This window comes from Halovenus aranensis (genome assembly GCF_900100385.1).
In the GTDB taxonomy this organism is placed as follows: Archaea; Halobacteriota; Halobacteria; order Halobacteriales; family Haloarculaceae; genus Halovenus; species Halovenus aranensis.
Genome location: NZ_FNFC01000004.1, coordinates 66,417 through 81,023, shown reverse-complemented (window position 1 = coordinate 81,023; position 14,607 = coordinate 66,417). Strand labels below are relative to the sequence as shown.

Annotated in this window: 11 protein-coding genes; 5 read left to right on the top strand and 6 right to left on the bottom strand. The window is 61.0% G+C overall.

What is annotated here, in order from left to right; all coding sequences use genetic code 11:
• Positions 1-20 precede the first annotated feature (20 nt).
• Together BLR34_RS05170 and BLR34_RS05165 are read right to left on the bottom strand one after the other, a co-directional pair.
• Positions 21-1,457, bottom strand: a complete 1,437-nt coding sequence (locus BLR34_RS05170) for a small ribosomal subunit Rsm22 family protein (RefSeq protein WP_092700142.1) — start codon at positions 1,455-1,457, stop codon at positions 21-23.
• Positions 1,454-2,215: a prephenate dehydrogenase/arogenate dehydrogenase family protein gene (locus tag BLR34_RS05165; protein WP_092700140.1), complete on the bottom strand. Its 762-nt coding sequence runs from the start codon at positions 2,213-2,215 to the stop codon at positions 1,454-1,456. The genes BLR34_RS05170 and BLR34_RS05165 overlap by 4 nt, the downstream gene beginning before the upstream one ends.
• 108 nt (positions 2,216-2,323) lie before the next feature.
• Here BLR34_RS05165 and BLR34_RS05160 point away from each other — a divergent pair, with 108 nt between their 5' ends.
• The 5 genes from BLR34_RS05160 to BLR34_RS05140 all read left to right on the top strand — a co-directional run bounded on the left by BLR34_RS05160 (position 2,324) and on the right by BLR34_RS05140 (position 8,535).
• Positions 2,324-3,352 carry a S49 family peptidase gene (locus BLR34_RS05160; RefSeq protein WP_092700138.1) on the top strand — a complete coding sequence of 343 codons (1,029 nt, stop codon included), beginning with the start codon at positions 2,324-2,326 and terminating at the stop codon, positions 3,350-3,352.
• Positions 3,349-4,326 (top strand): DUF4350 domain-containing protein, encoded by a 978-nt coding sequence (locus tag BLR34_RS05155; protein WP_092700136.1) that lies wholly within the window; start codon positions 3,349-3,351, stop codon positions 4,324-4,326. Before BLR34_RS05160 ends, BLR34_RS05155 begins: the two co-directional genes overlap by 4 nt.
• 83 nt (positions 4,327-4,409) lie before the next feature.
• A complete protein-coding gene (locus BLR34_RS05150) occupies positions 4,410-4,799 on the top strand; it encodes a hypothetical protein (protein WP_092700134.1) in 390 nt (129 codons plus the stop codon).
• Positions 4,800-4,929: 130 nt separating this feature from the next.
• Positions 4,930-6,228: a hypothetical protein gene (locus BLR34_RS05145; protein WP_092700132.1), complete on the top strand. Its 1,299-nt coding sequence runs from the start codon at positions 4,930-4,932 to the stop codon at positions 6,226-6,228.
• A 279-nt stretch (positions 6,229-6,507) separates the two neighbouring features.
• Entirely contained in the window at positions 6,508-8,535 is a 2,028-nt protein-coding gene (locus BLR34_RS05140) for an AMP-dependent synthetase/ligase (protein WP_092700130.1), read from the top strand.
• Positions 8,536-8,541: 6 nt separating this feature from the next.
• Here the strand turns inward: BLR34_RS05140 and BLR34_RS05135 are convergent, their stop codons facing one another.
• The 4 genes from BLR34_RS05135 to BLR34_RS05120 are packed head-to-tail and all read right to left on the bottom strand — an operon-like array spanning position 8,542 to position 14,601.
• Positions 8,542-8,925 (bottom strand): secondary thiamine-phosphate synthase enzyme YjbQ, encoded by a 384-nt coding sequence (locus BLR34_RS05135; protein ID WP_092700128.1) that lies wholly within the window; start codon positions 8,923-8,925, stop codon positions 8,542-8,544.
• 32 nt (positions 8,926-8,957) lie between these two features.
• Positions 8,958-10,955 carry a SpoVR family protein gene (locus BLR34_RS05130; protein WP_092700126.1) on the bottom strand — a complete coding sequence of 666 codons (1,998 nt, stop codon included), beginning with the start codon at positions 10,953-10,955 and terminating at the stop codon, positions 8,958-8,960.
• Positions 10,956-10,976: 21 nt separating this feature from the next.
• Positions 10,977-12,302, bottom strand: coding sequence for a YeaH/YhbH family protein (locus BLR34_RS05125; RefSeq protein WP_092700124.1), 1,326 nt, complete (start codon positions 12,300-12,302; stop codon positions 10,977-10,979).
• 16 nt (positions 12,303-12,318) lie between these two features.
• Positions 12,319-14,601, bottom strand: coding sequence for a PrkA family serine protein kinase (locus BLR34_RS05120; protein WP_092700122.1), 2,283 nt, complete (start codon positions 14,599-14,601; stop codon positions 12,319-12,321).
• Between the last annotated feature and the right edge of the window lie 6 nt (positions 14,602-14,607).

Here is a 14,607-nt window from a genome sequence, read left to right as displayed (position 1 = left end):
TACCGGCCCGGTATTCGCCGTTACTCCGGAATCCGGTCGATGATTGTCTCCTCGTCGACGACCAGGTTGTACGCCTGCTCGTCGTCGTTCCACAGGACGAGGACGTTCTCGATAAAAAGTGGCTCACCGTACGCGGCGGTCTGAAGGTCGGCGTTTAGCGCCGTCTCCTTCGTCAAGACGGCGAAGTGGTCGATTTTCTGGCTGCCGTCGCCGACAAGGAACAGCGGGTGGCCCCCCTCAGCGAGGTCGTGGCTCAGTTTGAGCACCAGACAATCGATGCGGTCGGTTACGTGGCGCTCTGTCTCGCCGAGTTTCGCCACCTGACTCCTGTCAGGACGCACGGCGACTGCCGACTCGCCGTCACGTCTCAGGAGAGAGTAAGCGTACTGAACGTCGGCGTTGACGAACTCGCCGGAGCCGGGCCGGTCTCGGTCGGGCGACCGCTCGTCCGGTGTGCGCTCGCCTTCGTCCAATTGGCGCTGGAAGCTGGGAACCGAAATCTCGGGGTGAGACCGGAACGACCAGGACTCGCCCTCTGGCGACTCGCCGGGCCACAGCCTGACTGTCGGGGCATACACTGTCGTGTCTGTCTCATCCTCGACTCGTCGCTCGACTTTCCTGAGCTGTATTGCGGTGTTTCTGTCCGCAGGGGCGAGCAGTGCCACCGTCCCGTCGGAGGCGAGCCACTCCAGCGCCGTCTGGACGGTTTCGCTCGGCTCTGCAAGCTCGGAGAGAACGTTTCCGAACAGAATCAGGTCGAAGCGTTCGTCGGCGTCGAAGGATTCGACCTGCTGTTCATGAACGGCTGTATGGAAGTTCTCGCCTGTCGTTTCGAGAAGTGGTCGAAGCACCGTAACGGCCTCGCTCGGCTCGACAGCGTGGTAGTCGACCAGCGACTCCGATGGCATGAACTCGTCCAGTCCGAGCGCGGGACCACCGACGCCGGCACCAATATCGAGGACGCGAAGATGTGTCGAGACGCGACCATCCTCGGCGAGGTCAGACAGGACGTACTGGACGGCGGCGAAATACGCCGGGAGGTGATAAATCGCGTATCCGAGTGCGGTCTCCTCGTCGTACGTGACGGGCGCACCAGAGAGATACCGCCGCTTGAAATCTCGTATCTTCGAGCGAAGTGTCGCGCCGGAGTCGCCGTCGGGCCAGCCTGCGCCGAACCGCTCGACCAGACAGTTCTCGACTGCCCGTGTCAGCGTGTCGGGAAGCGAGTCGACGCCGTGGAACGGAACCGACACCGGCTCGTCGTCGACCGGTTCGAACATGCCGTCGTCGCGCTCGACGAGGCCGAGTGACGGTGCCTGCTCGCGAAGCACCTGTTTCACCGCGGCGGGATGGGGCGTCCCCTCGACGTACTCGTAGATTTCTTCAGGGTCAACCGGGCGCACTCCTCGCAGGTACTTCGCGTTGTCTCTGACTGCCTCTCGTTGGTTTTCGTTCATCTTATCTGGTCGTACAGCTTCTCGAACGTCTCTCGGTCGGCATCTGCGATGCTTGCGGCCGCGTCTGCCACTTCGTCGGCTCCGTCGAACGCCGCCTGTATGTCGGCGTAGACGCGAGACTCGCCGCCCGTGACCTGCTCGACGAGTGAGTCCAGTTGCCGGGAGACCGTCGTCTGAAACCGGTCCGGGGCCGACTCCCCCGCGAGTGCGTAGGCCAGGATTGCAGCGTGTGCCTGGCTCTGTACCGTCTCCATCGCCTCGTCGTGTTCGGCGGCAGTCGTCTCGAACACCTCGTTGTCGCGCTCGGTGAGCCGGTCCCGGACGAACGCCACGGTCGGTCCGTCCGCGTCGACGACGACGGGGACGTTCCCGGGTTCGTTGTCCGGCGAGAAGAGCGGATGGAAGCTCGCCCGCTCGACGCCCGCGGCGTGTTGGGCCAGCGCGTCCACCGGCTCAGTCATGGTTCCAGTGAGGTCGATTGCGGCCGCCTGCGCCCGCGAGGCGTGTGCCGCGATAGCCGTCGCGGCCGCCGGTATCGGCACTGCGATACACACGAGGTCGTAGCTCTCGTCAGGTGTGGTGACGGCCCGCGTGCCCGTCGCAGATGCGGCCTGCTCTGCGGCCGCGGGGTCCTGGTCGTAGTAGCTGACGGTGCAAGACGCCGCCGACCCCGGCGGGCTCACTGACGCCGTTGGGTCTGTGAGTGTGGCACCGACCCACTGACCCATCGCACCGGCGCCGACGATGAGTGTCTCCATTATGCCGTGAATGGGTAGTTCGCGCAAAAAGGGGTTCGAATCCGTCTGGCGAGCGAAACTGGCTTGCTACCAACTTATAAATAGTGTCTCTCCGAACCACCGTCTGGAATGAGTTCGGAAGATTCGGCCGAGGGAAATGACTCCCCTGCGGCTCAGCCCTCCGAGAACGCACCCGAGGGTCGTCCGTCGACAGGCTCGCCGCGCCAGTTCCCGGTCGTACTGGTGGCGGCGGTCGCCGCCGTCCTCGCCGGCATCGTCGTCTTGACGCTGGTCTTCGGCGTTGCTGGCGGGTCGAGTGCCGACGGAACCGTCGCAGTCGTCTCGATTGAGGGGCCGATTGCAGAACCGATTGGTGAGAACTTAGAGAGCGAGCTCCGGGATATCCGGGCCAACGACTCCATCGACGCGGTGGTGCTGAAGATGAACACGCCCGGCGGCTCTCCACAGCCGACCGAACGAATGTACATGGCGATACAGCGCACCAGCAAGGAGATGCCTGTCATCGCAAGCGTCCAGGGGTTGAGTGCGTCCGCTGGGTATTACATGATGCTCCCCGCCGAGGACATCTACGTATTACCGTCGTCACAGGTTGGGAGTGTCGGACTCGCTGCCAGCGCACCGCGGCCACAGCCGCCAGTCCGCGGGCCGAGTGGCCCAGACAAGCGCGGTTCGAACGTCATTCAGGCCTGGGCTCGACAGGAGACGCTCGGTAACATCTTCATCGATACCGTCATGGAGCAACGCGGCGACCGCATCGAGCTCAGCCGCGCAGAGGTCTCGACTGCGAAGCTGTTTCTCGGCGTCAACAGCGTCGAAAACGGCTATGCCGACAAACTTGGCTCGCTCGACGACGCAATCGACGACGCTGCAGAGAGTGCGGGTCTCGACGAGTATCGTATCGCCGAGCGCAACGTCGGTGGACTCAACGTCCTCCCGATTTTCGCCCAGACCGAACACGGAATCGTCGCTATCTACGACGAGAATCCGTCGGTCGCGGACATCCGACCGGTCGATACTGCGATGGTGTACAAACCAGCAATCCCACACCTCAGCGAACTCGAAGCAGTCGCATCGCCAAGCCTCGATGATGTCGTTTCACAGGCGGTAAGTGACGAGAAAGAGGGTGAACAGCCATGAAAGCCAGAACCGCGGGCGTCCTGTCGTTCATCGTGGTGTTCGCTACCGTGGTGGCTGGCGGTGTGGTCGTCGGGTTCACCATTGGAGAAGATTCCGAGTCGAACGTCGCACCAGAGCACGTCGAGGTCGACAATCCGCAGTACGACGCTGACCGTCTGGGCAGTGACGGAACGCCCGGCACGGCGACTGTCGATATGGACAGTGACGCGACCGAGCGCAACGTCGTGGTCCATATGGGCGGAACCGCCACCAAGCGTTCGGTTACGCCGCTGGTGAATGCACTCGTGGGGAACGGCCACAACGTCACTGTCATCTCCAGTGGCTTCACGGGCGGACCGGGACCAGTCGCTGGCTTCTCCAATGTGGAGAGAGTTAGCCAGCGGACCACACAGGTCCGGGGTAGCCAGTCCGAACTGAGTTCGGCACTGGAAACTGCCCACGGGTTCATCAGCGTCGGTGTCAACACATACGAAGACGAGCAACTCGACGCAATCGGCGACTTCGTCGAGAGCGGCGGCAGAGTGGTGATGGCTGTCGACCCCGGTCAGGGGTTTGCGTTCAGCGGGGGTCTCTCTGAGGCGTACAGTACACTCGACGCATACACCGAGCCAGGCTACGTCTACAACCTCGAAGAGAACGACCTGAACTACCAGCGTATCTTTGCCGAACCCGGCGGTGATGCGATGCTGACTGCCGATGTCGAGAGAGTCGTCTTCGACAGCGCGACGCCGGTTCAGGCAGCGACCGTCGACGAGCGTCTTGCACCGATTGACGGAACCGAACTGTCGGTCACCAGAGCCGAGACCGAGAAACCGGTCCTTGTCCGCAACGGTAACGTCGCCCTCATCGGCGACACGCAGTTCATGACCCCGGAGAACACACTGCGTGCCGATAACGACGTGTTCGTGGGCAATATCGCCGAGTATCTGGTCGAGGCCGACCGGACCTTCGAGGAGTCACAGGCCGGTCCCTGATCGCCCTGCGGATACCGTCCAGCGTGGCGGCGCAACTGTACTGGGACGGAAGGCTTTTCGGGCGTGACCCAAAAACCGGTCGTATGGCCGAAGATACTGAGGAAAACGAAGTCAGTGAGGAACAGGGAGACGGCGAGGAAGAGGAGAAGTCCTTCCGAGAGCGCGTCGAGGAGATTCGAGAGCAGCGTGCCGAACGTGAGGACGAAGACGGAGAAGGGCGGCCCGAGCCACCCGAGGGAATGATGGGCGGCGGTGGCGGCATGGGCGGCAACCCCTTCGCACAGATGATGGGCGGCATGATGGGCGGCGGCCCGGGCGGCGGTGCAGGCGGTCCGATGGGCGGTGCTCCCGGCCGCGGCCAGGAATCCGGCGGTGACGACGAGGAGATGATTCGCGAGATTCGAAAGCTGCGCGACGAAGTACACGACGTGCGCCGCTCGCTGGACCGCATCGCGGACGCCCTTGAAGACTAACACGATAGCCCCGACCGGACACTCTGTCGTGGAAACAGTCGTGCTAAATTTTTGTGTAAGATGGACATCGTGGTGGATGTGACAGCCACGAATCAGCGGACTAAATCACTCTCAGGCAGGTAACCTTTTTATGGGCTGGCGCTGGCGGATACTTCTCGCGACACTCTGTGTCGAGGCTGTGGTAGTAGCTACGGTTCCCGTATACGGTGCAGGCTCGCTGGTAGCTGTTGCCGTCATCTACTGGCTCGACCTTGCATTCGTGACTGTCCGGGCGATAATGCGACACCTCGTCGAGGCTGAGACACCAGTCCTGCAACCACCCAGAGCGCTCCCACAGTTCCGGTTACTCGAGGACAAGCGCGGAACACTGACTGTTTCCGAGCGTCTGCCGCCCGTATATTTGCGGAGTCTGCCAACAGTGTTGTTCAGCACGAGCATACTGGCTGTTTCAGCCCTCAGCACGGCTGTTGTCCTCACTGTGAGCGCCCCGGCACGGTTCTGGACCGACCCGATGACGCCGCTCGTACTCGTGGGCGGTGGGGTCGCAACAGCGGCAAAATCGTGGCTGGTCTACACCGACAACAGTGTCAATGGCCGTGGCTCAGGGCTCGTCGCCACAAAGAGGCAACTGCTCGTGCTGTTGTACGCGCCATTGCTGTATCTCGTCACTGATATTACTACCGCCGCGCTCACAGAGCCAGAGATGAGAGAGGCGGTAGTCTCTCTTGTATTCGGGGTGGTCGTAGCTCGCCTCATCTACGCCGTGTACGTGTCACGTCCGCGCTCGGCCAAACCCGAGTTGTTCAGTCGAGTCAACGCTGTACTGCCGGACAGCCAACCCACGTCGGCGCCGACGCAACCGCTGGTACCGGAGGGAAAACCACTCGAAACCGCACAGCCGGTGTCAGGGTCGGCGCTCGCGGCAGGGGCTGTCAATGTCCTCACGACGGGGGGAGTCGTCGACGGACAGTTTAGTGATGCTGGCTTGCATCTCCGAGTGTACCTGCTGTTCGTGTTAGTCCCAGGAGCCCTCGCCGCTGTGACCGGCTCGGTCGGGTTCCAGATTCTACTCGTCGGTGTGGCCGTCTTCGCTGTTGTCGTCTGGCTGCTGGGTACGCTCCACATGGAGTTGGCGTTTGGCAAGATTGAGTATCGGTTCTACGAGTCGGCTATCATCGCATACGACAGGCGTCTCGATGAGCCACAGTGGTCGATTCCGTACGAGACTATCGAGGGCGTCGCCGTCAAAAGAGGGCTGTTTCACAGTCCAGCGTGGCTGGACGCCGGGAGTGTCACGCTCGAATTGACTGACGGCACAGTGCCGATGGTCGACGAGCAGGGCCGGGCATCGATTCTGTTTCTCTCCGAGCCCGAACGTATCAGCAAATGGGTGAGTTCTCACTCGCGTGATGTCCAACGCAGTTCCTGACGAGAGGAGAGACAAAGCCTGGTATGTATCGTCTGAGAGATACCAGTCGGAATATAGTTCGGCGAACAAGCGACCCGCCAGTATTCAGTAGTTGACCTGTCTGCTGCATACCGAGTACAGAACGGCTCGTGTCGGCTGTGTCTGAGATAGTACTCACGGGGTAGAGCACGTATCAACTGCTGGATGGGTGTGCTTTGAACTGGGAGCCAATTGTTCGGGGTTCACCGGTCTTTTTTATGAACGTCCTGTGTAACAAGTAACCACACAGGGAGCATTCAAATGAGCAAACAACAGGAGCCCGAGTGGCTGACACGAGAGCGGGCATACGACGACGAGTTAGAACGGTACGGAACGATTCCGGAGTTGTTCGAGCGAAGTGCCAAGCGACAACTCGACAGCGACGCACAGCTGTATAAAGGTGGTGTATACGACCGGTCACTGGTCGAGAGCGGTGTTCTTCCAGCCGCCTCTGACGACGAATTTGCGACGATTTCGTACCGGGAGATGCGCGATATCGTCAGGAACCTCGCAACCGGGTTCCGAGAGCTCGGCTTGGGGGCCGAAGACAGGGTCGGCCTCTTTTCGAACACGCGAATGGAGTGGGCGCAGGCTGACTTCGGATTGCTCGCTGCGGGTTGTGTTATCACGACAGTTTACACTGATTCTTCGCCACAACAGGTCGAGTACCTCCTCTCTGACCCCGAGGCTTCAGCAGTCGTCGTCGAAAACGAGCAGCTCCTCGACCGCTTCTTCGAGGTCGAGGAGAGTCTCGACCTGGAGACTATCGTTCTCATCGACGAACCGACCGAGAGCTACGACCGGGAGTCACTATACACGCTTGCGGATGTCCACGAGCTGGGAGCCGAGAACTTCGAGAAAGAGACCTACGACGAGTGGCTCGACGAGACACACCCTGAAGACCTCGCGAGCCTGATATACACCTCGGGGACAACAGGAAAGCCAAAGGGCGTACGACTGACACACTGGAACTTTCGATCGAACGTACACCAGATTCGACGACGAATCGGTCCCCGTGACGCAGAACCCGACCGCCTTTCAATCGACGACCATACGACGGCTATTTCCTTTCTCCCGCTCGCACACGTTTTCGAGCGCCTCGCCGGCCATTTCCTGATGTTCGGGTCGGGCGCGTCGGTCGGCTACGCCGAGAGTACCGACACTATCGCCGACGACATCTTCCGACTCAAACCAACCGCAGGCGGCAGTGTTCCGCGAGTGTACGAGCGTATCTTCGACAGCATGCGCGAGCAGGCAAGCGAAGGCTCCGGTGGGGCGGTCAAACAGCGGATATTCAACTGGGCACTCGACGTGGCAAAGGAGTACCAGATAGCCGACGACCCCGGAGCGTTGCTCAGGCTCAAACACGGACTCGCCGATAGGCTAGTCTACAGTGATGTCAAAGAGAACCTCGGCGGCAATATCGAACTCATGGTCTCTGGGGGCGGGAGCCTCAGCAAAGACCTCTGTCAGATATTCAATGGTATGGGCATCACTATCCTCGAAGGGTACGGACTGACTGAAACGTCACCGGTCATCTCGGTAAACTCACCCGACGATATCCGTCCTGGGACGCTGGGTGTCCCGCTGGAGGGTATCGACGTTGCTATCGACCAGTCGGCCGAACTCGAAGAGGAACTCGAACGCAGCGACTCACTCGTCGGCGAGTTACTGGTCCGTGGAGACAACGTCACCAGCGGATACTGGAACAAGCCGGGGGCTACCGAGCGGTCGTTCACGGAAGACCCCTTCGAGGAGAGCGACCAGGTCGTCGCCCCCGGTGAGCTAACGGCCAGCGGTGACTGGTTCAGGACGGGCGACCTAGTAGAGCGAACGCCCGAGGGTTTTCTCGTTTTTCACGACCGCATCAAGCAGGTATTCGTGCTGGACACAGGCAAAAATGTCGCCCCACAGCCCCTCGAAGACGTGTTTGCGACCGAGGACCGCATCGAGCAGATAATGGTCCTCGGCGACAACCGGAAATTCGTCGGTGCGCTCGTGGTTCCGAACTTCGAGCGCCTCCGTTCGTGGGCAGAATCGAACGACATTGCCCTGCCAGACGACCCCGAGAAACTGGCAAACGACGACCGCGTCGTCTCCTGGGTACAGGAGACAATCGCCCGAGGGAACGAGCAGTTCAGCGAACACGAACAAATAAAGAAGTTCGCGCTGGTCCCAGAGGAGTGGACGCCAGAGAACGACCTGCTGACGCCCTCGATGAAAAAGAAACGCCGAACAATTCTCGAAGCGTATCAGGACAGAGTCGACGAAATCTACAGCGACGAGTAGCGGCCGTCAGTCGACGGTCACCGTGACGCGTCGTGTGCGTGGACCGTCACACTCGACGAACAGCACAGACTGCCAGGTGCCGAGTTGTAACGCTCCGTCCTCGACCGGGAGCGTCACGTCAGGGCCGACGAGCATCGCCCGGAGGTGCGCGGGCGCGTTGTCGTCGATGCTGTCGTGGTCCCACCCAGAATCAGCCACCAGTTCCGAGAGCGCGCTCTCGATATCGCCCAGCAGTCGCGGTTCGCCCTCGTTGACTGTCACGCCTGCGGTCGTGTGCTGGACGAACACTGTCACGGTCCCAGTCACAGACGGGGGTACAGCGGTACTGACGCGTTCGGTCACGTCGATAACGTCGAGATGGCCGTCGGTTTGTACGTCGAAACGCTCCATACGACTGCTTCGACCGGGGATGGTATCAGTGTCTAGGCGAGCCACTCGTCGGGTTTCGTGTCGTAATCGATGTCGGTGGCGGCCAGATGGTCGACAGCTGACCAGTCGAGTTCGACCTCCTCGAACTCCGTGCCGTCGTATCGAAGCTCTCGTCCAGTTTCTTCGGGCTCGGGTTCGCGGTCGCGGCGACGCGCAACTTCGATGTCGTGGTCGTCGTAGGTGGTTTCGATGGTCCGCAGCGCAACCGGGCGACCCCAGAGCTGGAAGACTCGTTCGAGCGTGTCTTTCGCCTGCTGGATATCGAGGGCAACGCCGTTGTACCGATGTTCGAGCAGTAGCTCGTTGCGGTTGCGATAGTTGCCGTCTGCAACCACAATCGTCGGCTTACCGAAGTTCGTCAGCTGTAGCATGAGCTTCTTTTTCACGTCTTCGTAGTCGGTCGACGTGGCCCGATAGTCCCCAGAGGAGCGCATGTACTCGTAGGTGAAGTAATTCTGCTCGTCGACGAACTCCTGGGTGAGGAACTCGTCGACGAAGGTAACGTCGTTGTGGCTCTCGCGAATCTCGCGCATCCGATGCCAGCCGACGGTGTAGTCCACGTCTGCAAGCGCCTCCTCGATGGTCGCGTAGCGCTCGGTGTCGAACATGTACCGCGAAATCCGCTCCAGTTCTTCCATCGAAATTCGGGCGATGTACCCCCGGTTTGCGGGCTTGACAAGCGAGTAGTGGCGTTCTGCCAGTCCCTCGTACGTGAACAGCTTCCAGGGGTACTTTTCGAGGTTAACGTCGCCGTCTCGGGCGGCTTCGAGCGATTCCGCGTCGATTCGTGGGTCCTCGGCAGGCACTTCCTCGAGCGCCTCGGCGTCGACTGCTGCCACCAGCGGGTCCGGTTCGAGCAAGTCGAGTACCGCCTCGAAGTCGACGGTATCGTGGAAGTTCCGCCAGGTAATACCCTCGGTACAGAGCAACGCCTCGACGACGTGGCGGCGGTTTTCGGTGTTTTCGATGTACTCCCACAGCTCCAGCCCCAGACTGTACGGGTTCATCCCACCAGAGCCAAGCACCTTCGACATGTGGTCGGCGTAGGTGATGAACTCGTCGGCCCCCGCGAAGTTCTCGTCGGCCATCATCAGCGACTCCCAGTAGGAGGCCCACCCCTCGTTCATGATTTTCGTCATTTTCTGTGGCGCGAAGTAGTAGGCCTCGGTTCGGAGGATTTCGAGTACATCCTGCTGCCAGTCGGTGAGTTCGACAGCTTTCTCGGCGTCTTCGTCGTACTGCTTGCCGTGTTTGCGGAGGAACGCGAGGATGTCTTTCTCGGGCTCTATCGGGAATCTCACCGTATCGTCGTCTTCGCGCTGGGTTTCGAGCCACTCGTCGTCGAACACCTGCTGTTGGACCTCCTCGGAGAGGTCGAGGTCGCCCAGCTCTTCGCTCACGTCGCCGTACTCGATGTCGGCCTCGGCGGCGTCGGTCTCGTCAATTGGCTCGTAGGGCTGGTACTGGTCGATATTGTCTTCGAGACAGAGGACGTGGTCGATAAACCGCTCGACCTCGGCGCGCTTGATATCGGTGTCCTGCATGAACTCCTCGATTGACTCGGCGTGCCGAGAGAGCATGGCCGCCGCGTCTGGGTCGCGACTGAACATGCCGAACCACTCGTTGTTCGCGAAGAAATCAGAGTGGGCCTCGACGTGGGTGATGACAGCCTTCTGGTCTGAGCGGCTGTTCGACATCTGTAAGAAGGCGTGTGCGGGGTTGTCGTTGTTGACGATTTCGAATGCCTTCCCGCCGAGGAACTGGCTCTGTTTTTGCTGGCGGTCGTAGCTCATTCCCCAGCGCCAGTGTGGATACCGGCTCTGGAAGCCGCCGTAAGCGATGAGTTCGTTCATGTCGTCGTAATCGACGACCCAGTAGTTCACGTCGTAGGGTTCGAGTCCGAGCCGCTGGGCGAGGTCGTTCGCCGCTTCGACCGGTCCCTGCAGTGACTGTGCCTCCCGCTGCATTCGGATGTCGTCGGGTGATTTCATTGGCTGTCCCTCCGCGTCGTGTCACTCGTAGTCATCTGACTCCTCCGTGCTCAGTATCTCGTAGATGCCCTCGGTCACGTCTGCCGGACGGGTCACGTACGCCACCGCCACGTTGTCGTCGTCGCCGAAGTGGTTCTCGACTTCCTCGGCGTGAGTCGCGTTGATTGCGTTGCCCGATGGCTGGGTTTCGACGTAAGCGTGGAGGTTGGCGTCGATTCGCTCCATCAACGGGATGACGTTTTTTTCCGTATCGTTCGAGGAGTTTTCGGAGTCGCCCGCGGCGAAGACGTAGCGGTTCCAGTCTGCCCACGGATACTCCTCGTCCAGTCGCTCCAGCGCCAGTTCGTAAGCACTGGAGATGCGGGTCCCGCCGCCCGAGCGGATGCCGAAGAAATCCTCGCGCTCGACCTCCCAGGCGTCGGCGTCGTGGGCGATATAGACGAACTCGGCGTTGTCGTATTTCCCCTGGAGATACCAGTCAAGCGGGGTGAACGTCCGCTCGACGAGTTCGCGTTTCTTCTGGCGCATACTCCCGGACACGTCTCTGATGTTGACGACGACCACGTTGCGTTCGCGCTCCTCGACGACTTCGGGGTACCGGTACCGCTCGTCTTCGCGACGGAACGGAACCTGATCGACGCCTTCCCGGCGTATCCGCTGTGCCGTATCGGTTCGCTCGACGTTCGCTTCCATCTCGTCGAGACTTTCATAGACCGTCCGGTCGTCAGCAGGAATCTCGTCGTACGCGTTCTCTATCCACACCCGCGAGACTGGAAGATTCTCGTCGCTCCGCGCCCACTCGAAGACGCGTGCTGGTCCCCAGCCGTCGATTTGTAGCGCCGCGCGGACATAATCCCGGTCGAAGTCCATCGCCAGCTTGCGCTTGAGACCCTCTTTGAACAGCCGCTCGAAGTCAAGTGTGCCAGTCGGACCGGTTCGGGTGATATCGGTGAAGTCGCCTTCGACTTCCTCGATTACTTTCTTGCCCTTTGGGTCGAGGTCGAGTCCGAGTTGCTCGTCTAGCTCCTCGGCGAACTCCTCGGGGTCCATCTCGTAGTACTCGTGGTCGCCGCCCTCTTCGCCGGGGTCACCTTCCTCGTCGCCGTCGCCGGGTTCTGGCTCGCCAACTGGGTCACCTGGCTCTGGTGTCCCGTCTTGTCCCTGGCCGACGCCGCCCATCTCGCGCTGGTCGTAGGCGAACTCAGGAAGGTCGATAATCTTGATTGGGATGCGGACCTCGTCGCGGCGACTCTCGCCGAGGTCGCCGTATTGAATGAACTCTTCGAGGTCCTGGCGGCGCTGTTCGCCCACCTCTCTGTACCTGTCGAGGTCGTCTTTCAGTCCCATCGGTACCACCCTCCAGTTAGCTCCATTTGTAGCTCACCTGGCTCATGACGTGCCGGCTGGTCAACTCCGCTGTTGCCTCGCTGTAGTCGTACAGTTCCTGCATGTTGCGTATCGTCTCCTCTTTGAGGCGCTCGGTCTGGGTTTCGGTCGGAGGGTTGTCCCACTGGTGTGGGTCGAAGTCCTCGTAGGTCCGCTTGATATCCTCCCAATCGTAGTTCCCGAGCACCGCCTTGATGGCCGGTATCTCCTTTGGATTGACCGCCGAGACCCGGAACTCCTCGTCGCGATTGCGCCACGCGTGGCGGTTGAGCGCGGTGATTATCTGCTCGGTTCTGAACTCCGCGACCACGTCGTCGGGCTGGTTCCCGGTGTAGTCGCTTTCGGTGAACCGCCCCAGGTGCTCGATTTCGAACACCTTCATCTTCAGGGGGTCCGGGTCGACGCGCTCGCCGCGGTCGTTTTCGAGTTTCTCGCCCTGTGCCCACGCGTAGACGTGTCCGACGTACTCTTCGACGGTCGCCTCGTCGACGCGTTTATCGCGCATCATCGCGTTTAGCACGTCCTCCTCTTGCTGGGTGAAGGTGTACTCCTTGACAGGCGCGATTCGCTCCTCGAACTCTGCGGCCTCTGTCGTCGAGAAGACGGGCGCGTCGGCGAGCCGCTCGGCCATCGCGTTCAACACGTCTCTGGGCATGATGACCGACTCGACGTCGAACTCCTGGTGGAATCTGTCGGATTCCTCGTGGAGCAGGTCCGCGATGATATCTCGGGTGTACGTAACGGGGATGCCGTGTTCGCCGTTTGCACTCGTCCCTTCGAACTCCACGTCCTCGATGTCGATGCGCTCGTCACCGTCTTGCAGGTAGCCGCGGTCGAACAGCAGGGCCTTGTCGACGATGGAGATGTCGTCGGGCAGGTCAGTCGTATCTAGCCGTGAGACGACGGCGTACATCGCGGCCGCTTTCAGTGCGTGTGGTGCCAGTTCGCGCTCTCGGACCGTCTTGTCGGCGCGGCGAACCTGCATGGAAAGCGGTGCGCGAATCCACTCCTCGAGCTGGTCCCAGGTGTTCGCGTCCCAGACGCTCGTCTCGTCGGTCAGCTCCCGGCGCAACAGTTCGGCCTCCAGCGAGAGGTTCGTGAGGTACGTGAACCGGTGGCGGTCGAGCCGCCGTTTCAACGCTTTCAGGGGGTCCTGGCCCTCGCGTTCGACGTGCTGGTTCAGCTGGCCTTCGAGGTCTGGGTTCGAGATGATGACCAGCTGGGTGTCGATATCCATGCCGATTCCCTTATCGAGCTTGACCCGGCCCTCGTCTGGCACATTCAGAAGCTTCTGGAGCAGGTCGGCGTGCTGGGAGGCGTCTTCGACGATTGTCAGCAGGCCGTTCCCCTGTGAGAGGACGCCGTCGTAGGAGAACGCCTGCGGGTTCTTGCGACCGCGCGAATCGAGTTCGCGCAACATTCCGTGCATCCACGAGCCGACCAGTCGCTCTTTGGGCGTTCCTTCGTCCTCGGAGTGCAGGATACCGATTCCCCTGCCGACGTCGACCACGAAGTTCTTGATGCGTAGGTGCTGGCGGTCCGTCGCGGCCGAAAAGAGGTCCTCGACTCCCTCTCGTCGGTACTGCTCTTCGAGGTAGTCGTATGCCTCTCGGCAGAATGGGTCGATTTCACCGTCGACCCGGACCGGGATGTGGTCGTCGAGTCGCTCGTTCAACTCCATCACCAGTTCCTGGCGTACGTCTTCCGGGAACACCGTCAGGGGGTGAGACTGGACCGGACTCTCGTACCAGTCGTCCTCGTCGCCCATCGTCCCCTCGTCGCTGTAGGTCAGCCCGGGGGAACTGTCGAGACCCGCGACGTTCCACTCCATTGTGTATCGTCGTCCCTCTTCTGTCTTCGAGAACTCCCGGAGGCCGTTGACCAGACAGCGCTTGAGCTCAGATTTTCCCGTCGCGGTCGGGCCGTCGAGCCAGAGGATTTTCTCTTCTTTGCCGCGGCCTGCCGCAATCGAGCGGAGGTCGTCGACAAAGCGGTTGAGTACCTCTGTATTGCCCAAGATTGCGTGTTCGCCGTCGTTCCAGGGGTCGTCGAAGAAGCGATACCGCTCCTTTTCATCGCCCTCTTCGATAACGGTTCGCGTACCGGCAGACTCGATGGCCGCGAGCAGATACTTGGGCGCGTGAGCGCCGCGGTGTGGCGCTGTCAGCAGCGTTTCGACGTACTCTTCGAGGCTCATCGGCTCCTCGTAGGTCGCATCGAGCGTCCTGTCTGCGGCTTCGATGTAGTCGTTACCGCTCATTGGCCT